This window comes from Pseudarthrobacter sp. B907, from assembly GCF_040137805.1.
In the GTDB taxonomy this organism is placed as follows: Bacteria; Actinomycetota; Actinomycetes; order Actinomycetales; family Micrococcaceae; genus Arthrobacter.
This window is the reverse complement of sequence record NZ_JBEEQE010000016.1, coordinates 13,329-32,651: the sequence shown is the minus strand read 5'-3', so window position 1 is coordinate 32,651 and position 19,323 is coordinate 13,329. Positions and strand designations below refer to the sequence as shown.

Below are 19,323 nucleotides of genomic sequence, written 5' to 3'. Positions count from 1 at the left end.
AAGTTTACCAAGCGTGCACAAATTCTTTCCCGCATGACGGGGCCGGGGCCGCCCGTCCGGACTGCGGGCCCGGCGCAGCGGCCGCCGCGGCCCGGGCCGTTTCCTCCGCGGCTGGGCCGGGCCGGACGGCTAACATCAGGCTATGAACTCCGCCACCGCCCCCGAGGCCATGCGCCCGGCCTCGGAACTCGAGTCCGGCAGCCACGCCACAAGCAAGGGCAAGGTCCTCGCGTGGGCCGCCTGGGACTGGGGTTCCGCAGCCTTCAACGCGGTGATGACCACCTTCGTCTTTACCGTCTACCTGACTTCCAAGGCCTTCGGCGGCGAAGACGAAGCCTCGGCGGTCCTGGGCGGCGCCCTGGCCATCGCCGGGTTGGCCATCGCGCTGCTGGCCCCGGTCACCGGGCAGCGCTCGGACACCGGCGGCCGGCGCAAGCTCTGGCTCGGGGTCAACACCGCCGCCGTCGCGCTGTTGACCGGGCTGTGTTTCTTCGTCTTTCCGCGCCCGGAGTTCCTGCTCCTCGGGGTGACGCTGATTGCGCTGGGCAACGTGTTCTTCGAATTCGCCGGCGTCAACTACAACGCCATGCTGGCCCAGATCTCCACCCCCGCCAACATCGGCAAGATCAGCGGCTTCGGCTGGGCCTCGGGCTACGTCGGCGGCATAGTGGCGCTGCTGATCGTGCTGCAGCTCTTCGTCCAGCCCAGCATCGACTGGTTCGGCGCCTCCACCGAGGACAGCCTGAACATCCGTCTCGTGGCGGTGTTCTCCGCCCTCTGGTTCCTGGTCTTCGCCATTCCGGTCATGTTCGCGGTCCCCGAGGTGCCCAAGGCCCGGCAGGCCGGGCTGGGGTTTTTCGCCTCCTACGGCCTGCTGGTGCGCAGGATCCGCGCCATCTACCGGACCAGCCCGCACACGATCTTCTTCCTCCTCGCCAGCGCGATCTTCCGCGACGGGCTCGCCGCAGTGTTCACCTTCGGCGGGATTATCGCCGCCGGAACCTTCGGCTTTGAGCTCAAACAGGTCATCTTCTTCGCTATTTTCGGCAACGTGGTTGCCGCCGTCGGGGCTCTGCTGGGCGGCTTCCTTGACGACAAAGTGGGACCCAAGGCGGTCATCATCGGATCGCTGGCCGGCCTGCTGGTCGCGGGCAGCGTCCTGCTGGCCCTGGGCAACGGAACATATACCCTTCTCGGCATGGAATGGGCCGGCAGCACCACGTTCTGGGTATTCGGCTTGTTCCTGTGCCTGTTCGTGGGGCCGGCGCAGTCCTCGTCCCGCGCCTACTTGGCCCGGCTCGCCCCGCACGGAGAATCCGGCGAGCTGTTTGGCCTGTACGCCACCACCGGCCGGGCCGTTAGCTTCCTGGCGCCCGCGCTCTTCACCCTGTGCATAACCATCGCGACGCCCCTCGTTGCCCCCGGCGAAGCGCAGCGCTGGGGCATCCTCGGCATCATGGTTGTGCTGCTGGCCGGGCTGCTGGTGATGCTGCCCGTCAAGCCGCCGGGAAAGACCGAAATCGCCGTGGTGCCCGCGGCCTGAACCTGCCCCAAAACCCGGCAGGCGCACTAGGCTGGAGGCATGAACGTGGATGAGACAGACCTTCCCGGCCTGGGCCGGCGCAAGGACTTCATGACCGCCTCGGGGCGCCGGATCGGCGTCGTCGAGTACCGCGAAGGCCAGACCGAGCTGATCGTCTCGACCTGGGATGACCCGGACACCTGCCAGGCGTCCATTCCGCTGACCGCCGACGAGGCCGCCGCGCTCGGCAATCTGCTGGGAGGACAGCGCCTGGCCATGCAGTTGTCCGAGGCTCACCGGGAGGTCCCGGGGATCGTCACCCGGCAGTTCTCCATCGCGGCGGACTCCCCCTTCCAGAACCAGCCGATGGGGAAGGCCTGCATCCGGACGCGCAGCGGTGCCTCCATTGTTGCCATCATGCGCGAAGGCGAAGTCCTCCCCTCGCCCGGCCCCGACGTCGTTCTGCACCCCGGTGACCTGCTGGTCGCGGTGGGCACGCAGGAAGGCCTGGACACGGCAGCCAGCATCCTGCGCAACGGATAAGTGGCATGGATCCGCTCGCCCTGACCCTCATCGAACTGGGGGCCGTCGTGTTCTGCCTTGGCCTGCTGGCCAGGCTGGCCGGGCGGATCGGCATGTCCCCCATCCCGCTCTACCTCGTCGGCGGCCTGTTCTTTGGTGCCGGCGGGCTCGTCAAGCTCGAGGGGATGCACGAGTTCGCACATCTTTCCAGCGAAATCGGTGTCATCCTGCTCCTGCTTATGCTCGGACTGGAATATACGGCGGCCGAGCTCGTCACCGGACTGCGGCGTTCCTGGCAGGCCGGCGTGCTCGACCTCGTGCTCAACTTCGTCCCGGGGGCGGCGCTGGCGCTGATGCTCGGCTGGGGGCTCGTGGGGGCCATGGTGATGGGCGGCGTCACCTACATCTCCTCGTCGGGAATCGCCGCGAAGGTCATCACCGATCTGGGACGGATCGGTAACCGTGAGACGCCGGTGATCCTGTCCATCCTGGTGTTCGAGGACCTGGCCATGGCCGTCTACCTGCCGATCCTGACCGCCACCCTCGCCGGAGTGACGTTCCTGGTGGGCCTGCAGACGGTGGGCATCTCGCTCGCCGTCGTCACGCTGGTGCTGGTGGTCGCGCTGCGCCATGGCCACCACGTGTCCAAGGCCGTCCACAGCGAAAACTCCGAGGTGTTCCTGCTCAACCTGCTCGGGGCGGCGCTGCTGGTCGCGGGGCTGGCCGCCGCGATGCAGGTTTCGGCGGCGGTGGGCGCCTTCATGCTCGGGATTGCGATCTCCGGCGCCACCGCGCACAGCGCCACTCGGATCCTGGAGCCGCTGCGGGACCTGTTCGCGGCAATCTTCTTTGTGGTCTTTGGCCTGAACACGGATCCAGCGTCCATCCCGCCGGTCCTCGGCTGGGCGCTGGTCCTGGCAGTCCTGACGGCGGCAACGAAGATGATCACCGGAGTCTGGGCAGCCAAGCGGGCCGGGATCGCCATCGCCGGGCGCTTCCGTGCCGGGGCGGCCTTGATTGCCCGCGGCGAGTTCTCGATTGTGATCGCGGGGCTCGCCGTCGCCTCCGGCGTCGTGCCTCGCGAGCTCGCCGCCCTGGCCACCGCCTACGTGCTGGTCATGGCCATTATGGGTCCGCTCGCAGCCCGCTTCGTGGAGCCGGTGGTACGGATGTTGCGGCGGCCGGCCCGGCGCGCGACGCTACCGGTCCGTCCGGCCGGCTGAGGGGCGGCCGGCCTAGATGTCGGTGCTGTTTAGATGTCGGTGCGGTGGAAGTTCAGGTGGCTGCGGCTCGCCGTCGGGCCGCGCTGGCCCTGGTAGCGGTTGCCGTACTCACCTGAACCGTAAGGGTGCTCGGCAGCCGAGCTCAGGCGGAAGAAGCACAACTGGCCGATCTTCATGCCCGGCCAGAGCTTGATCGGCAGCGTCGCCATGTTGGAGAGCTCCAGGGTCACGTGGCCGGAGAAGCCCGGATCGATGAACCCCGCCGTCGAGTGCGTCAGCAGGCCAAGGCGGCCCAGCGAGGACTTGCCCTCGAGCCGCGCCGCGATGTCATCCGGCAGGGTGACGGTCTCGTAGGTGGACCCCAGAACGAACTCGCCCGGGTGCAGGATAAACGGCTCCCCCGGGTCCACCTCCACCAGGCGGGTCAGCTCGGGCTGGTCCTCGGCCGGGTCGATGTGCGCGTACTTGTGGTTGTCGAACAGCCGGAAGAACCGGTCAATCCGCACGTCCACCGACGACGGCTGAACCATGTCGGGGTCGAACGGCTCCAGCACAATCCGCTGGGAATCGATTTCAGTACGAATGTCGCGGTCAGAGATCAGCACAGGTTCAAAAATACCCCACTCGTTGCCCGCTGGTGGGCGTGGGGCCAGTGTTACAGCAAAATCACGCTAAGCCGCTTCCTGCCGGTGCTCCAGCAGGGACTTGAGCTGCTCCAACTGTTCCACCTGCCCCATCATTTCCCGGCGGAGCCTCGGGTACATCAGGAGCGAAAGCCCCGCATTGCGGGACCGGAGGGCGAAGCGGACGCGGGTGCTGGAGCCCTCGGTGCTGAGGTAGTAGCCCCCGTGCAGTTGCGCGGGTCCGGCAATCGCCTGGAACTGGATCTCGGCCCCGGGCCGGGTAGCGGTGAGCTGGAATTCCCCGGCGGCCGCGGGCCGGCCCGTCGCGGCCAGCCGGGGACGGTAGATGGCCCCTTTCGAGCAGGCCGCACCGGAGACCAGTTCAACGCCGCGAATCCCGTCACGCCAGAAGGGAAGGTTACGCGGGTCCAGCAGGAAGTTGTAGACGCTCATCGCGTCGCGCCGGATCACCACTTCGTACTCTGCAAAGGCCACGGAAATCCTCGCTCGGCGGACGGCTGACGGACGTAGCCGGCTTCCCCGGAGACTGCAGCTAACCCCTTCAGGATAGCCAGCAAGGCCCGCCCCGGGCAGATGCGGGGGCGGGCCTTTATCGAAGAGTTATGGGCCGCCCCCGGTCCGCGCCCCGGCTACTGTTTCACCATGAACAATCGTTTGGGCTGGCGCGAATTACCCGCCGCGGTCCGCGCCGGCGTCGAGGCCATCCTCGGCAGCCCGGTGGTGTCCGCCCGTTCGCAGAGCGGCGGCTACTCCCCCGGCAGCGCCGACCGGGTACTGACCGAAGCCGGCGGCCGGTTCTTCGTCAAGGCGGTGGGCAGCGAGCCCAATCCCGATTCACCGGGCCTGCACCGCCGGGAGGCCCGGGTGATGGGGCTCCTGCCGGGCCACCTTCCGGTGCCGAAGCTGGCCGGGGTGTACGACGACGGCGGCTGGGTCGCCGTCGTGCTGGAAGACGTCGAGGGCCGGCATCCCCGGCTCTCCGGAACTGAGCTCCACCGGGTGCTCGACGCGTGGACACCATCGCCGCGGCCCCGCTGCCGGCTGATGCCCTCGCGGCGCTGCCGGCCCTGCCGGACGAGGTGCGGAGTGTCTTCGAGGGCTGGAAGAGGCTGCGCATCGCCCCGTCCGCGGACCTGGACCCCTGGGCCGCAGCCCACCACGCGGACCTGGAATCGCTCGCCGCCGGGGCCGCCGACGCGCTCCGGGGCGACCACCTGGTCCACGTGGATCTGCGCGCGGACAACGTCCTGGTGACCGGCGACGGCGGCGCCGTGATTGTGGACTGGCCTTGGGCGGCGCGCGGGGCCTCCTGGTTCGACGCGCTCACGGTCCTGATCGACGCCTGGGTCAGCGACCCGGGGTGCGACACGGAGGCGGCCCTGCGGCAGCACCGCGCCTTTGCCGGCGCGGCTGCGGAGCACATCGACGCCGTGCTGGCAGCCCTCGCCGGCTATTTCACCGACAGCGCCAGGGCACCGGCCCGGCCGGCATTCCAACCCTGCGGGAGTTCCAGCGGGCCGAGGGCGCAGCATGCCTGGCATGGCTGAGGGAGCGCCGGGGCAGCCGGCCGGGATCCGGCGTCGCTGTTCTGGGAAATCCCCCGGCTGGGGTAAGGTAAGTCTCGTTGTTCCGCAGGAGTGGACCAGGATCCTGGACCCTCCCGCTGCGGCTGTAGCTCAATGGTAGAGCGCTAGCTTCCCAAGCTTGATACGCGGGTTCGATTCCCGTCAGCCGCTCCACTTTTCCCCGCTTCCGGTTTTCGCGCCGGTTTCGGACCCCCGCTGTGCGGATCCGCGTAGCCCCTGCCCGAAACCGGCGCGGAAAGCTACGCGTTCCGGACAATCCGCAGCAGCCGCCGCCGATCCTTCAGGTCCACCTTCAGCATCAGCTGCCCGCGGCGGGCCAGTACGACGGCGACTGCCGCCGCGGCCAGCGCCGGCACCCCGCCGGACACCAGGATCGCCGTCTGCGGGTCCAGGTGCTCGGCCAGCCAGCCCATCAGCGGCCCCCCGATGGCCTGGCCGCCGATGAGCACCATAATGTACAGGCTCATCACCCGGCCGCGGATCCCCATGTTGGCGCTGACCTGGACCAGCTGGTTGGCTGCGGTCAGGAACATCAGGCACCAGAAGCCGGCCAGCACCATCGCCACCCCAAACCACTCCATCGTTGGCGCCGCTGCTGCCAGGCAGAGCATCAGCCCGTACATCCCGGCGCCCAGCACGACGGAGCGCAGCCGGAGCTGGCGCCGCCGGGCGGACGTGATGGCCCCGGCCAGTGCCCCGAGCGCCACCAGGGCGTTGAGCAGGCCGTAGCCGCCGGCACCGGCGTCGTACACGCGGTCCGCGAAGGCCGCCAGCAGCACCGGCAGGCTCATCGCGAACACCGCGATGAAGCCGGCCATCAGCCAGGGCCAGTAGATCGTGGGCTTGGCCAGGGCGTACTGCAGCCCTTCCCTGAGCATGCCCTTCCGTTTGGCGGCCGGCAGCGTGAGGTGCAGCTCGTCCTTGCGCAGGACCAGCAGCATGGTCACGGTGAAGCAGCACGCGACGGCGTTGGCGGCGAAGGCCCAGCCTGCCCCGACTGCGCCAAGCAGCGCACCCGCGAAGGCCGGGCCGATCAGGCCGCCGAGCTGGAAGATCGTGGAGTTCACGCTGATGGCGTTGCGCAGGTAGGCCGGCCCCACCAGCTCGTTGACGAAGACCTGCCGGGCCGGCTGGTCCAGCACTGTGACCAGGCCCAGAGTCAGGGCGATCACGTAAACGTGCCACACCTCGATCCGCTGCGACAGCGCCAGACCCGCGAGGAGCGCCGCGAGAACGGCGGCGACGGACTGGCACAGCATCAGGATCCTGCGCTTGGCGAACCGGTCCGCCATCATGCCCGCCCAGGGACCCAGGAACAGCGAGGGCAGGAACTGCAGTGCCACGGTGACGCCGACGGCGGTGACGGAGCCGGAGAGCTGGAGGACCAGCCAGTCCTGCGCGATGCGCTGCATCCAGAGCGCCACCACGGCGATGAAGTGCCCGATCGCGAAGATCCGGAAGTTCCGGACCTTGAGCGAAATGAAAGTATGCCGCCACGGCAGCCGCTCGGTGACGACACCGATCTGTGCGGTGGAGGGCTGGGCGGTGGCGGGCTGGGCGGTTGGCGGCAGGGGGACCTGCCGGAGTTGATCGTGTTGCGGGTCTGCGGCCTGGAAAGGCGGAGGGGGTGCCACGGAAAGTCCTCAAGGGAGCGGGTCAACGGGGTCGCCTTAACGCTATGCTGGCCCGAAACGATTATGGAAGGCTATTCTGCATATAACTAGCATCACGAATCGCAATGGGGGAGGCTGAGAGTGGACCGCTACGTCGACCAACTGGCCGGGAGGCCGCATGTTTGAACCCGCCCAGCTCCGTTCCTTCCTGGCCGTGGCCGAGACGCTCAGCTTCACGCGGGCCGCCGAGCGCCTGGGGCTGGCGCAGCCGACCGTCAGCCAGCACGTCCGGAAACTGGAGGCCGCAGCCCGGCGGACCCTGATCGCCCGCGACACCCGCGACGTGCGCCTGACGGACAACGGCGACGCCATGGCGGGCTTCGCGCGCAGCATCCTCGCCGCCCACGACTCCGCAGCCCGCTACTTCTCCGGTTCCGCGATGCGGGGCCGGCTGCGCTTCGGCACCGCGGACGACCTCGCCATCACGGGACTGCCCCGGATCCTGCGCGAGTTTCGCCAGATCTACCCGCAGATCAACCTCGAACTGACGGTGGGACAGAGCGACCAGCTCTACAAGCGGCTCAACGCCGGGCAACTGGACCTGGTCTTCGTCAAGTGGGTCGCCGGCGCCAAGGACGGCACCGTGGTGCAGCAGGACTCCTTCGCTTGGGTGGGGCTTGAGCAGACCTCCCTGGACCCCGGCCATCCCGTGCCGCTGATCGCCTACCCCGCGCCCAGCCTGAGCCGGAAGCTGGCCATCGATGCGCTTGAGGCAACCGGCCGCACCTGGCGGATCACCTGCACCACGCGGCAGATCAGCGGGGTGCTGGCCGCCGTCCGCGCCGGCATCGGCGTCGCCGTGATGCCGTCCTCGCTGGTTCCGGAGGACCTGTTGATCATCACCCGGCGCTTCGACCTGCCCAGCGTCGGCGACGTCGACTTCACCCTGATCCGCAATCCGCTGGCCAACACCGAGGTCATCGAAGCCCTCACCCAGACCATCGTGGGACGCGCCCTGAACCGCTCCACCTAGTCCGCGCGTTCCCCTGTACCTACTCAGCCGCACCCCGGTACGTGCCACAAAATACTTGGCCGGCCGGGCCAGTACGCAGCCATTGAACGCGGGTGGTACTTGTCCTATCCTGACTGTGTTGAAGGTCAAGCAGAGGCCCGCCACAACATTTCGAGACAACGAACGCTGTTGCTGGCTGCTGCCATTCGGCTATGGCGGCAGGCTGCGGGGAGCGTTCGGGATAGGCCAGCAATGACGCCAGCCACACATCGTCCCCATCCCGCCATGCGACCTGGCCCGGTGCGGCACGGCCGCCCCTTGACTCCGGCCCACCCGCTGGCGGCCGCGGCACCCCTGGCGGCGGCACCGCTGCTGGAAAGCGTGCCGCATCCGCCGCTGGGCCGCCTCGACCCGCATGCCGCCTCCGTTCGCGCCGACGCGGACTACGTGGGAATCCCCTTCTGCGAACGGTGCGGGACGGACGAGTTCGTGTACCTCGAGTCATTTGTTCCCGCGAAGCACCGCCGCGACGGCTCGGTCAGCAAACTGGGCGAGGTGGCGTACTTTTGCTCCGGCTGCGAGGATTTCTCCGCGCACGCCGTTCCCGCGTCCTGGGTGCCGCCGGGCTGGTACCTGGGCTGAGCCCTAAACAACCGTCGCCGCCGTGCCCGCAGTTTGGCTGCGGTCACGGCGGCGACGCTGTCTGCCCTGGAGCGGCCCGGAGAACCGTCTAGATCAGGCTGTCCGAGAGATGGTTGGCGGTGCCAAAGCGGTGCGCGGTGATGCTGACGGCGTGCTNTTGCCTCCCCTCCCCCGACGCTGTCTGCCCTGGAGCGGCCCGGAGAACCGTCTAGATCAGGCTGTCCGAGAGATGGTTGGCGGTGCCAAAGCGGTGCGCGGTGATGCTGACGGCGTGCTCGTGCAGGAACGGCAGCAGTTCCACGCGTCCGGCCTCGGTGACCGGGTGGGAGTACACCGCCAGGTCGGGGCGGCCGCCGGTGGCTTCCGCCAACGCCTTCGCGTCGCCGCCGATCAGGCGGATGCGGGTCACGGGCAGTTTCGTTGCCCCGGCGAGCCTGGCCGCAGAGGCCAGCCACGCGGCGTCGTCCTCCACGGTGATGGCGACGCCCAGGCCGGACAGCACCGCACGCAGCTGAGCGGGCAGTTCGACGGCGCTGGACACCGTGAGCTCCGATCCTGCCTGGACGCCTGCCGCAACCACCCGGACCAGCGCGCCGAGCGGTTCGCCGTCGGAGAGCCGCACCGTAACCGGGAGCGGGCGGTAGCGGAAGACGTTGCGTTCAGCGCTCAGCCCGGAGACATCCTTGGCGGTGCCGAACTCCTCGGCCCAGACCAAAGCGTCGGAGGCCAGCGAGCGCTGCAGCGGGGCCAGCTCCTCAGCGGTCAGGAAGCCCCTGGCGGTCTCCTCGATCCGGCGCACGCCGGAGTGTGCCGAGGTGGCCACAGCGGTGCTGGGCTTGCTGGCCCAGTCGCCGAGCCCTGCGAGGTAGTTGGGGCCGCCGGCCTTGGTGCCGGCACCAACGGCTGACTTCTTCCAGCCGCCGAAGGGCTGGCGCTGAACGATTGCGCCGGTGATGCCGCGGTTGACGTAGAGGTTGCCGGCCTGGACGGTGTCCAGCCAGAGTGCCAGTTCGTCGGAGTTGAGCGAGTGCAGGCCGGAGGTCAGGCCGTACTCGATCTGGTTCTGGATCGCGATGGCCTCCTCCAGGGTTTCGGCGGTCATCACACCCAGGACCGGGCCGAAGAACTCGGTGAGGTGGAAGTAGGACCCGCGCCGCACGCCCGAGCGCACGCCCGGGCTCCAGAGCTTGCCGGAATCGTCCAGCTGCTTCGGTTCCACCGCCCAGGCCTCGCCCTCGCCGAGGGTGGTCAGGGCGTTGAGGAGCTTGCCGCTGGCGGGCTCGATGATCGGGCCCATCTGGCTGGCCGGATCCTCCGGGTAGCCGACCTTCAGCGAGGTGACGGCGTCGATCAGCTGGTTGTGGAAGCGCTTGGACTTCGCCACCGACCCGACGAGAATCACCAGCGAGGCCGCGGAGCACTTCTGGCCGGCGTGGCCGAACGCGGAGTACGCGACGTCCTTGGCCGCGAGGTCCAGGTCGGCGCTCGGGGTGACGATGATGGCGTTCTTGCCGCTGGTTTCGGCCAGCAGCGGCAGATCCTTGCGGAAGGAACGGAACAGCTCGGCGGTCTCGTAGCCGCCGGTCAGGATGACGCGGTCCACGGCCGGGTGCGAGATCAGCTGCTGGCCCAGTTCGCGTTCGCCCAGCTGCACCATGGTCAGCACGTCGCGCGGAACGCCGGCTTCCCAGAGCGCCTCGATCATGACGGCGCCGCTGCGGCGGGCCTGCTTGGCGGGCTTGATCACGACGGCGGACCCGGCGGCGAGCGCCGCGAGGGTGGAGCCGGCCGGGATGGCCACCGGGAAGTTCCACGGCGGGGTCACGACGGTGAGCTTCGCCGGGACAAAGGTGGCGCCGTCGACGTCGTCGAGCCGGCGGGCGGACTCGGCGTAGTAGTGCGCGAAGTCCACCGCCTCACTGACCTCGGGATCGCCCTGGTCGATGGTCTTGCCGGTCTCGGACGCCATAACCTCGAGCAGGTCGGCGCGGCGGGCCTCTAGGACGTCGCCGGCGCGGTGCAGGATTTCGGCGCGCTCGGCGCCGGTGAGGGCGCCCCAGGCCTTGCCCTTTTCGACGGCGGTGTCGATGACCGTGTTCAGGGTCTCGGCGTCGTTGATGGTGGCGGCCTCAACGGCGGCGTTGCCCAGCGTGGAGCTGGCGACACGGCCCAGGATGGCGCGGCCCCAGTCGCGGTTGGCCGGCAGCGACGGGTCGGTGTCCGGGGTGTTCTCGAACGAATCGTGCGGCAGCGGCGCGGCCGGGAGGCTGCGGTTCTGCCGGCGGTTCGGGGCCGGGACCTCGTCGTCGAGCTTGGCGAGGGAGGCGAGGAAGCGCTGCTTCTCGCGTTCGAACAGGGATTCGTTCTCGCTGAGTTCGAACACCGCGGACATGAAGTTGTCCTGGCTGGCGCCCTCTTCGAGCCGGCGGATCAGGTAGGCGATCGCGACGTCGAACTCGGCGGGGTGGACCACCGGCGTGTAGAGCAGGAGCGACCCGACGTCCTGTTTGACGGCTTCGGCCTGGCCCTGGGCCATGCCGAGCAGCATCTCGAACTCGATGCCCTGCTCCACCCCGCGCTGCTTGGCCAGCAGCCAGGCGAAGGCGATGTCGAAGAGGTTGTGGCCGGCCACACCGATCCGGATGTTGCCGATCCGGTCCGGGTGCAACGCGTAGTTGATGACGCGCTTGTAGTTGGTGTCCGAGTCCTGCTTGGTGTTCCAGGTGGCGAGCGGCCAGTCGTGCAGGGAGGCCTCGACCTGTTCCATCGGCAGGTTGGCGCCCTTGACCACACGGACCTTGATGGCGGCGCCGCCGTCGGCGCGGCGGGCCGCGGCCCAGTCCTGCAGGCGGATCATCGCCGCGAGCGCATCCGGGAGGTAGGCCTGGAGCACAATGCCGGCCTCGAGGTTCTTGAACTCCGGCTTGTTCAGGATCCGGGTGAAGACCGCGATGGTCATGTCCAGGTCCTTGTACTCCTCCATGTCCAGGTTGATGAACTTGGGCTTGGGGAACGACGCGGCGCGGGTGAAGAGCGGGGTGAGCTTCTCGACCACGTGTTCCACGGCCTCGTCGAAGGCCCAGGCGGAGTGCGGGGCCACGGTGGAGGAGACCTTGATCGAGACGTAGTCCACGTCGGGGCGGGCCAGCAGGGTGTGGGTGCCCTCGAGCCGGCGGGAGGCCTCGTGCTCGCCGAGCACCGCCTCGCCGAGGAGGTTGACGTTGAGCTTGATGCCGTCACGGCGGATCTTGGCGATGGCCGGGCCCAGCTTGGCGTCGGTCGCGTCGACGATCAGGTGGCCGACCATTTCGCGGAGCACGCGGCGGGCAACCGGGATGACCACCTGCGGCAGGACCGGGGCCATGGTGCCGCCGAGGCGGACCGCGCTGCGCATGTACCAGGGCAGGAAGGCCGGGACCTTGGGGGCCAGGGCGGCGAGGTTGCGCGCAGCGACCTGCAGGTCCTCGGGGCGGACGACGCCGTCGACGAATCCGACCGTGAAGTCCAGGCCGTTGGGGTCCTTCAGGACGCCGGCGAGCTGCTCCGCCGAGGCATCCACCGGGACCTTGGCCGCCTCGGTGAGCCAGCGGCGCACCAGGGTGATGGTCTCCTCGGCGAGGGCTGCGGCCTCAAGCACGGGCGAGCCTTCCGAGACGGCGGCGTGCGTGGCTTCGTTGCCCGCGTCCCCGCCGCTGGCCAGGCCGGATTCCGTTGAGGTGTTGGTCATGGTGGCACTCGTTCTTTCTCAATACGTGGACCGTTCTTGAAATCAGTATGAGAGCAAATTTTCATAAGATAAAGCGATGTTTTCTGAGCAATACTGGTTAGAAAAATCGAAGTTTCCGCGGGGCGATCCTCCCTCACGTCTGGCACCGAAACGACGAACCCTCCCGCGCCGGGCGCGAGAGGGTTCGTCGAAATCGCGCCGGACCTGAGGGAGCGTCCGGAGAAGCGCCGCAGGACGTGCGGTAGTGCGGTGCGGCTAGCCGACGTGGCGGTGCATTTCCACGGCCTCTTGGTGCCGCGGGCTCTCCGGGTTCATCAGGGAGTGTTTCCGGCCGTAGCCGAAGTAGATGACCAGCCCCACTACCAGCCACACGCCGAAGCGGACCCATGTCTCCCAGTGCAGCTGCAGCATCAGGAACGCCGAGGCGAGCATGCCGAACAGCGGGACCACCGGCATCAGCGGCAACCGGAACGTGCGCGGGGCATCGGGCTTTTTGTAGCGGAAGATGATCACCGAGAGGCAGACGACGACGAATGCGGCCAGGATGCCGATGTTCGTCAGGTCCGCGACGGCCTTGATCGGGAAGACGCCGGCCAGCAGGGCCGAGGCCACGCCGGCGATCCAAGTGACGCGCTGCGGGGTGCCGTGGCGGTCGGTCTTGGCGAACCAGCCCGGCAGCAGCCCGTCCCGGCTCATGGAGAACCAGACGCGGGTGACACCGAGCAGGAAGGTCAGCATCACGGTCAGGATCGATAGCACCGCAAAGACGGAGATGATCGTGGCGATGACCGGCAGGCCCACGCCGTTGAAGGCGGAAGCGAAGCCGGCCTTCGGGTCGATGTCCTGGTAGTTCTGCATGCCCGTGAGCACCAGGGTCGCGGCGACGTAGAGAAGCATGGCCACGATCAGGGACAGGATGATCGCCTTGGGCATGTGCTTTTTGCCGTCCGTGGCCTCCTCCGCCGCCGTACTCATCGCGTCGTAGCCGAAGACGGCGAAGAACACCGTGGCCGAGCCCGCCAGCACCGGGCCGAAGCCGCTGGGCATAAACGGGTTGTAGTTGTTGGTGTTGATGTAGAAGATGCCCAGGCCGATGATGAACAGGATCAGGACCACCTTGATGGCCACGGCCACGAGCTCGAAGCGGCCGAACGTCTTTGTCCCGCGGGAGAGGATCCAGGTCACCAGGAGGCACACGGCAATCGCGGGGATATTCACCACGCCGCCCTTGCCCTCATCCGCCGTCGAGGTCATCCAGACGGGCATGTGGATGCCGATGCCGGAAAGGAACGCGTCGAAGTAGCCGGAGATGCCGATGGCCACCACCGCCACGATGGCGATGTACTCCAGCAGCAGGTCCCAGCCGATGAACCAGCCGATCACCTCGCCCAGTGCCACGTACCCGTAGGTGTAGGCCGAGCCGGCCCGCGGGATCATGCCCGCGAATTCTGCGTAGGACAGCGCGGCGGCGGCGGACGCCAGCCCCGCGATCAGGAAGGAGAACAGCACCGCGGGGCCCACCCCGGGTTCGCTCTCGCTGCCGTGGGCCACCAGGCCCGCCAGCGAGAAGATGCCGACGCCGATAATGCCGCCGACGCCGATGGCCGTCAGCTGCCAGAGGCCCAGGCTTTTGAACAGGCCGCTGTGCTTGTTTTCCTCTTCAATGTCGTCGATGGGCTTGCGCCGCATGATCGATCTGGTCAAATCTCTGGTGCTCATCAGGGTCTCCTGCAGTGGGGTGTCGCCCATCAATCCGCCCTGTGATGGGGGGTTACTCGATGACAACAGTATGCAAGCCCCATTCCATTAGATAAAGTGAATTCTCCTAATCAATAACCATTAGAATTCACAAAGGAATAGTGATGCTCGACGTCCGGCGCTTGCGCCTTTTGCGCGAACTCAAGATCCGCGGCACGCTGGCCGAAGTCGCCGAGGCGCTGCAGTACAGCCCGTCGTCGGTCTCGCAGCAGCTGGCACTGCTGGAAAAGGAAGCCGGCGTCGAACTCTTGAGGAAAACGGGCCGCCGCGTACAGCTCACCCCGCAGGCCGAGGTCCTGGTCACCCACACCGCCCAGCTGCTGGAAACCCTGGAACAGGCGGAGGCCGATCTGGCCGCCTCGCTGACCACGGTAACCGGGACCGTGCGGATCGCCGTGTTCCAGTCCGCTGCACTGGCGCTGATGCCCGACGCCCTGACCCGGATGTCCGCCAGCTACCCGGAGGTCCGGATCGAAATGGTCCAGCGGGAGCCCGAGACCGCCCTCCACGAGACCTGGGCGCGTGACTTTGACCTGGTCATCGCCGAGCAGTACCCGGGCCACGCCGCACCCCGCTACGCCGAACTGGACCGGGTCCGCCTGACCGGCGACGCGATCCGGCTGGCGGCTCCGCCGGCGTCCCCGGGCCGCCCCGCAATCACCACCCTCGCCGACACCAACGGGATGTCCTGGGTGATGGAACCCCGGGGCGCGGCGTCCCGGCACTGGGCCGAACAGGCCTGCCGGAGCGCCGGGTTCGAGCCCGATGTGCGCTTTGAGACCGCCGACCTGCAGGCGCAGATCCGGCTGATCGAGTCGGGCAACGCGGTGGCGCTGATGCCGGACCTGGTCTGGACGGGCCGGGGCACCACCGCCCAGCTGATCGAGCTCCCCGGCAGTCCGCACCGCACCGTCTTCACGTCGGTGCGCCGCTCCAGCGCCAATCGGCCCGCGATCGTCGCGGCGCGCCAAATCCTCGCCGAGACCGCCGCGTCGATCACCACCGCCGCCTGAAGCCGTCCGCCCCTGGTGTTGACGCCGCCGTCGGTGTTCCCTGGCTCACAGCGCACCCGCGGCGCCGGCGGTAGACTGATGACGTTATGAATCGAACAATGTTCAAGTCCAAAATCCACCGCGCCACGGTCACCCACGCGGACCTTCACTATGTCGGCTCGGTCACCGTGGACCTGGACCTGCTCGAGGCCGCCGACATCCTCCCCGGTGAACTCGTCGCGATCGTCGACGTCACCAACGGCGCCCGGCTGGAGACGTACACCATCGCCGGCGAGCGCGGATCCGGCGTCATCGGCATCAACGGCGCGGCGGCGCACCTGATGCACGAAAACGACATCGTCATCCTGATCACCTACGCGCAGATGACCACGGAAGAGGCCAAGGCCTACAACCCCAAGGTGGTCCACGTGGACAAGGACAACAAGGTGGTCCAGATCGGCAACGATCCGGCGGAAAGCCACACGGCCGGCCTCCTGCGCCCGCCGCACGCGTTGAACAACGCCACGCTGAACTAGCAGCGCCGGAGTGCTAGGCGTCCTTGCTGGATTCTTCGTCGTCTGGTTCATCATCCTCGTTGGCATGTTCGTCGGCCGGCGCAACATCATGGGCGAGAACGCCCGCTCCGTCCTCAGCGCCCTGACCTTTTTTGTGGCAAGCCCGGCCCTGCTGTTCGAGACGCTCAGCAAGGCCCGCCTCCACGACATCTTCGCGGCGCCTCTGCTGGTGACCGCTGTGGGTGCCATCACGACGGCGGCCCTCTACTTCTGCATCGTGCGGTTCGTCCTTAAACGGCAACTCCCGGAGGCCCTGGTGTCCTCCATGAGCGCCTCACTGGCCAACTCCGCCAACCTGGGCATTCCGATCGCCGTCTACGTGCTCGGCGATGCCAGCTATGTGGCGCCCTTGCTGATCTTCCAGCTCGCCTTCTTCACCCCGATGTACCTGCTTATCCTCGATGCCACCACCAGCGCCCACCGGACCACCCCCTTGAGCTTCGTCCTGATGATCCTGCGCAACCCGATGATCGTGGGCTCCGGCCTGGGACTGCTCGTCGCCGGGACCGGCTGGGAAGTACCGGCGCTCATCCTGCAGCCCATCCACCTGATCGGCGGGGCCGCGATCCCGGCCATGCTGTTGTCCTTCGGCATGAGCCTGAACGGGTCCCGGCCGCTGCAGGCCTCGGCCGCGCGGCGGACCGACACCCTGCTGGCCAGCGGCTTCAAGCTCATCGTCCACCCGCTGCTCGCCTTCCTCTTCGCCCGCTTCGCCCTCGGCCTGCAGGACACCGCCCTGTTCGCCGTGGTGGTCACGTCCGCCCTGCCCACGGCGCAGAACGTCTACGTGGTGGCCAACCGGTACCGGACCGGACTCACGGTCGCCAAGGACACCGTCCTGGTCACCACCGTCGTCGCGGTCCCCGCCATGATCGGGGTGGCGCTGCTTCTGGCCTGAGACCGCCAGGCACCCACCCGGCACGCCGCACCCCGCGCGGCCTGCCCGGGCTCCGGCCCCGGCGCCGGTAGGCTGTGAAAGGCCGAAAACCGGCCCGGAAACAGGCACAAACTGGGGGAACGATTGCGCAAGATTAGCGCCGGAAACGGTAGGTTGGCCGGCACGGCACCGGGAACGATGCGCCGGGGCGTGGACTGGATCGCCTGCGGCGTGGCAGGGCTGCTGCTGGTCTCGTCCACCGCCTGCGCCGGCCCGGCCACGGTAACAACGGCCCCAGCCGCGCCGAGCGCCTCCGCCACGGCAGTCTCCGCCACACCGTCGCCCACGCCGAGCCCGTCGGCCGACGCCGGCGCCCCGCTGGATCCGGACACCGCCCCCGCCGTCAGCCTGGCCGGCGCCTCGGCTCCGCGCCAGCAGCCGGCCTACGCCAGCAGGGCCCTCGACGTGTTGGCCACCCTGCCGGTCAAGGGCAGGGCGCCCAAGACCGGATACTCCCGCGACCAGTTCGGCCAGGCCTGGGCCGACGTCGACCGCAACGGCTGCGATACCCGCAACGACACGCTCCGCCGTGACCTCACGGCGGTGGCGCTCAAGGCCGGAACCCGTGACTGTGTTGTGCTCTCCGGCGCCCTTAACGACCCCTACACTGCGAAGCTGATCAACTTCGTCCGCGGCAACAGCACCAGCGCCGCCGTCCAGATCGACCACGTTGTGGCGCTCAGCGACGCTTGGCAGAAGGGCGCCCAGCAGCTCAGCCCGGCCCAGCGGCTCGCCTTTGCCAACGACCCGCTCAACCTCCTCGCCGTGGACGGTCCGGCGAACATGCAAAAGAGCGACGGCGATGCCGCCACCTGGCTGCCGCCGAACAAGTCCTACCGCTGCGCCTACGTGGCCCGGCAGATCTCGGTCAAGGCCAGCTATGCACTCTGGGTCACCCAGGCGGAACACGATGCCATGGCCCGGATCCTGGGCGACTGCCCGGACGCCCTGGCCCCCACCAGCGAGCAGCCGCCGGCCCCCGCACCGGCCGCCGCGGCTCCGCCCGCCCAGCCCGCCGCACCGCCCGCGGCACCGGCACAGGCGGCCCCGGCCCCCGCTCCCGTCCCGCCGGCACCCGCACCGGCCGCAGTGTTCTACGCCAACTGCGCTGCCGTGCGGGCCGCGGGGGCAGCGCCCATCCGCCGCGGGCAGCCCGGATACAGCAGCAAACTGGACCGCGACGGCGACGGGGTGGCCTGCGAGTAGCCACGCCCGCTAACAGGCTGGCGCCTGGTACTCGTAGGCTCCGGCGTCGGCACCTCCGTCACCCTGGCAGTCGCCGTTTTGGGCGACGGGCTGCCCATCGAGGTCCACGGTGAAAGGGCTGGAGCCCGCGCGGTCAATCGCCGGGCTCAGGCTGGTCGGGTGAAGGTCGGTCGGTGCGTCCACGAAGCCCGCCGGCTCCCTCGTGGAAGTGCCGCTGGGTTCCACCGAGCTGGGCCCGTTGAGGACGTTCTCCTGTTCGGTCCAGCCCGAGCCGTCGATCCAGAGCGAATTGCGCACGCCGACGAGGATGTTCCCCCGGATGACCGTGGAAGCGGGGCACGCCGCGTGGCACACCACAGCCTGGGACTCCGGGCCGTCAAGCCATACGGTGTTGAATTCGAAGACGGTGCCGTCCGTTGGGCCGAAGGATGACTTCGGTCCGCGGGCGATCAGCCCGGTGGCCTGGGAGCAGTTCTCGCCGCAGCTGGAGCGGATCAGGTTGTAGCGGTAGGTGTTGCCGTCGGCTGCGGCCCCCGGTGAACGGCCGATCTCCGAGAACACGTTGTTGTCCACAGCCACGTTGTGGTGGATGCTGTTCCGGCTCCCGTTGAAGATTTCGAAGGCGCTGCCGTCGTGGGAAAAATCGTAGGACTTCGCCGTGGATCCGGTGACGGTGTTGCCGGTGAACTCGTTGTCACTGCCGTTGATCAGCACGCCGAAGGCGCCCGAATCGTCGTTGCAGCTCACGGATTGCGGGGTGCCGCAGTTGATCCCGGGCGTATTGACGTTCATCACGTCGTTGTTCGCCAGGTTGTTGTTCACGTAGTGGCCGAAATCCGAGCCCTGGCCCACCTTGATGCCGGCGGCGTTGTGGGTCGCCGTGGAGTTCTTGAGGGTGGTGTTGTCGCCGGAGATGCTGAACCCGGCGTACCCGCAGGAATCGGCGCGCAGGCCGTCCACCGTGATGAAGTTCCCGTTGATCGTGACGCAGTTCGCGCCCTGCCCGCTGGATTCGCCGCCGGTGATGGTCGGCGTGCTTCCGGTGCCGTAGCTGTTCAAGGTGATGGCTGCGTCGGCCGTGCCGCTCTGGTTGACTACGATGCTGCCGGTCCAGGTGTCGCCCCGCCGGAAGCTCACGGAGTCGCCGGCCTGCAGCGCCGTGGTGTTGAGCTTTAGCAGGGACTGCCAGGCCGAGTTGGGCGAGGTTCCGTCGCTGTCATCGTTGCCGTCTACGCTGATGAAGTAGGTGGTGCCGGCAGCGGCGGCCGGCGCCCAGCTTCCCGCAAGTGAACCTCCCAGCAGCACGAGGACCACCAGCAGGGGTGCAGCTATGGACTTGATCTTCATAGTGACACCTGGACTTC

Annotated in this window: 17 protein-coding genes and 1 tRNA gene; 11 read left to right on the top strand and 7 right to left on the bottom strand. The window is 68.3% G+C overall.

Annotated features, from left to right (window positions below):
- Positions 1-142: 142 nt before the first annotated feature.
- From ABLI39_RS13575 to ABLI39_RS13565, 3 genes are read left to right on the top strand one after another with little or no spacing between them, the layout of a single operon-like run.
- On the top strand, positions 143-1,543 hold the full coding sequence (locus ABLI39_RS13575; protein WP_349413952.1) for an MFS transporter: 1,401 nt from the start codon (positions 143-145) through the stop codon (positions 1,541-1,543).
- 39 nt (positions 1,544-1,582) lie between these two features.
- On the top strand, positions 1,583-2,065 hold the full coding sequence (locus tag ABLI39_RS13570; protein ID WP_175322308.1) for a cation:proton antiporter regulatory subunit: 483 nt from the start codon (positions 1,583-1,585) through the stop codon (positions 2,063-2,065).
- Between the two features lie 5 nt (positions 2,066-2,070).
- A complete protein-coding gene (locus tag ABLI39_RS13565) occupies positions 2,071-3,267 on the top strand; it encodes a cation:proton antiporter (protein WP_349413950.1) in 1,197 nt (398 codons plus the stop codon).
- Between the two features lie 29 nt (positions 3,268-3,296).
- Here the strand turns inward: ABLI39_RS13565 and dcd are convergent, their stop codons facing one another.
- The 3 genes from dcd to ABLI39_RS13550 form a co-directional block, all read right to left on the bottom strand.
- Entirely contained in the window at positions 3,297-3,872 is a 576-nt protein-coding gene (gene dcd / locus ABLI39_RS13560) for a dCTP deaminase (RefSeq protein WP_349413948.1), read from the bottom strand.
- Positions 3,873-3,938: 66 nt separating this feature from the next.
- Positions 3,939-4,385, bottom strand: coding sequence for an SRPBCC family protein (locus tag ABLI39_RS13555; protein WP_349413947.1), 447 nt, complete (start codon positions 4,383-4,385; stop codon positions 3,939-3,941).
- Between the two features lie 360 nt (positions 4,386-4,745).
- The gene (locus ABLI39_RS13550; protein ID WP_349413946.1) at positions 4,746-4,880 is read right to left on the bottom strand and encodes a hypothetical protein; all 135 of its coding nucleotides are present in this window, start codon (positions 4,878-4,880) and stop codon (positions 4,746-4,748) included.
- Between the two features lie 41 nt (positions 4,881-4,921).
- Between ABLI39_RS13550 and ABLI39_RS13545 the strand changes: the two genes are divergently transcribed.
- Both ABLI39_RS13545 and ABLI39_RS13540 read left to right on the top strand, forming a co-directional pair.
- Positions 4,922-5,458, top strand: a complete 537-nt coding sequence (locus tag ABLI39_RS13545) for a phosphotransferase (protein ID WP_349413945.1) — start codon at positions 4,922-4,924, stop codon at positions 5,456-5,458.
- 118 nt (positions 5,459-5,576) lie between these two features.
- A tRNA-Gly gene (locus tag ABLI39_RS13540) sits at positions 5,577-5,650 on the top strand.
- 86 nt (positions 5,651-5,736) lie between these two features.
- On the opposite strand, the gene ABLI39_RS13535 is transcribed toward ABLI39_RS13540, so the two are convergent.
- Positions 5,737-7,131: an MFS transporter gene (locus ABLI39_RS13535; protein ID WP_502935231.1), complete on the bottom strand. Its 1,395-nt coding sequence runs from the start codon at positions 7,129-7,131 to the stop codon at positions 5,737-5,739.
- 157 nt (positions 7,132-7,288) lie between these two features.
- Between ABLI39_RS13535 and ABLI39_RS13530 the strand changes: the two genes are divergently transcribed.
- Both ABLI39_RS13530 and ABLI39_RS13525 read left to right on the top strand, forming a co-directional pair.
- Positions 7,289-8,143, top strand: coding sequence for a LysR substrate-binding domain-containing protein (locus tag ABLI39_RS13530; RefSeq protein ID WP_349413944.1), 855 nt, complete (start codon positions 7,289-7,291; stop codon positions 8,141-8,143).
- Between the two features lie 297 nt (positions 8,144-8,440).
- On the top strand, positions 8,441-8,764 hold the full coding sequence (locus tag ABLI39_RS13525) for a hypothetical protein (protein ID WP_349413943.1): 324 nt from the start codon (positions 8,441-8,443) through the stop codon (positions 8,762-8,764).
- Between the two features lie 208 nt (positions 8,765-8,972).
- On the opposite strand, the gene ABLI39_RS13520 is transcribed toward ABLI39_RS13525, so the two are convergent.
- Together ABLI39_RS13520 and ABLI39_RS13515 are read right to left on the bottom strand one after the other, a co-directional pair.
- On the bottom strand, positions 8,973-12,491 hold the full coding sequence (locus ABLI39_RS13520; protein WP_349413942.1) for a bifunctional proline dehydrogenase/L-glutamate gamma-semialdehyde dehydrogenase: 3,519 nt from the start codon (positions 12,489-12,491) through the stop codon (positions 8,973-8,975).
- 255 nt (positions 12,492-12,746) lie between these two features.
- A complete protein-coding gene (locus tag ABLI39_RS13515) occupies positions 12,747-14,210 on the bottom strand; it encodes an amino acid permease (protein WP_349413941.1) in 1,464 nt (487 codons plus the stop codon).
- A 143-nt stretch (positions 14,211-14,353) separates the two neighbouring features.
- On the opposite strand from ABLI39_RS13515, the gene ABLI39_RS13510 reads away from it, so the two are divergent.
- From ABLI39_RS13510 to ABLI39_RS13495, 4 genes are all read left to right on the top strand, one after another.
- Positions 14,354-15,262, top strand: a complete 909-nt coding sequence (locus ABLI39_RS13510; RefSeq protein WP_349414022.1) for a LysR substrate-binding domain-containing protein — start codon at positions 14,354-14,356, stop codon at positions 15,260-15,262.
- 86 nt (positions 15,263-15,348) lie between these two features.
- On the top strand, positions 15,349-15,777 hold the full coding sequence (panD, locus tag ABLI39_RS13505) for an aspartate 1-decarboxylase (RefSeq protein ID WP_186372184.1): 429 nt from the start codon (positions 15,349-15,351) through the stop codon (positions 15,775-15,777).
- Positions 15,778-15,787: 10 nt separating this feature from the next.
- Complete coding sequence (locus ABLI39_RS13500) at positions 15,788-16,714, top strand: AEC family transporter (protein WP_349413940.1); 927 nt, start codon at positions 15,788-15,790, stop codon at positions 16,712-16,714.
- Positions 16,715-16,903: 189 nt separating this feature from the next.
- Complete coding sequence (locus ABLI39_RS13495) at positions 16,904-17,959, top strand: GmrSD restriction endonuclease domain-containing protein (RefSeq protein WP_349413939.1); 1,056 nt, start codon at positions 16,904-16,906, stop codon at positions 17,957-17,959.
- Between the two features lie 9 nt (positions 17,960-17,968).
- On the opposite strand, the gene ABLI39_RS13490 is transcribed toward ABLI39_RS13495, so the two are convergent.
- Positions 17,969-19,306, bottom strand: coding sequence for a right-handed parallel beta-helix repeat-containing protein (locus tag ABLI39_RS13490; RefSeq protein WP_349413938.1), 1,338 nt, complete (start codon positions 19,304-19,306; stop codon positions 17,969-17,971).
- Positions 19,307-19,323 lie beyond the last annotated feature (17 nt).

What these genes read in the sequence shown, in the direction of transcription:
- ABLI39_RS13575 (WP_349413952.1), top strand. Translation starts at nt 143, where the DNA reads ATGAACTCCGCCACCGCCCCCGAGGCCATGCGCCCGGCCTCGGAACTC.
- ABLI39_RS13570 (WP_175322308.1), top strand. Translation starts at nt 1,583, where the DNA reads ATGAACGTGGATGAGACAGACCTTCCCGGCCTGGGCCGGCGCAAGGAC.
- ABLI39_RS13565 (WP_349413950.1), top strand. Translation starts at nt 2,071, where the DNA reads ATGGATCCGCTCGCCCTGACCCTCATCGAACTGGGGGCCGTCGTGTTC.
- ABLI39_RS13550 (WP_349413946.1), bottom strand. Translation starts at nt 4,880, where the DNA reads ATGCCGGCCCTCGACGTCTTCCAGCACGACGGCGACCCAGCCGCCGTC.
- ABLI39_RS13530 (WP_349413944.1), top strand. Translation starts at nt 7,289, where the DNA reads ATGTTTGAACCCGCCCAGCTCCGTTCCTTCCTGGCCGTGGCCGAGACG.
- ABLI39_RS13520 (WP_349413942.1), bottom strand. Translation starts at nt 12,491, where the DNA reads ATGACCAACACCTCAACGGAATCCGGCCTGGCCAGCGGCGGGGACGCG.
- ABLI39_RS13515 (WP_349413941.1), bottom strand. Translation starts at nt 14,210, where the DNA reads ATGAGCACCAGAGATTTGACCAGATCGATCATGCGGCGCAAGCCCATC.
- ABLI39_RS13510 (WP_349414022.1), top strand. Translation starts at nt 14,354, where the DNA reads ATGCTCGACGTCCGGCGCTTGCGCCTTTTGCGCGAACTCAAGATCCGC.
- panD (WP_186372184.1), top strand. Translation starts at nt 15,349, where the DNA reads ATGAATCGAACAATGTTCAAGTCCAAAATCCACCGCGCCACGGTCACC.
- ABLI39_RS13490 (WP_349413938.1), bottom strand. Translation starts at nt 19,306, where the DNA reads ATGAAGATCAAGTCCATAGCTGCACCCCTGCTGGTGGTCCTCGTGCTG.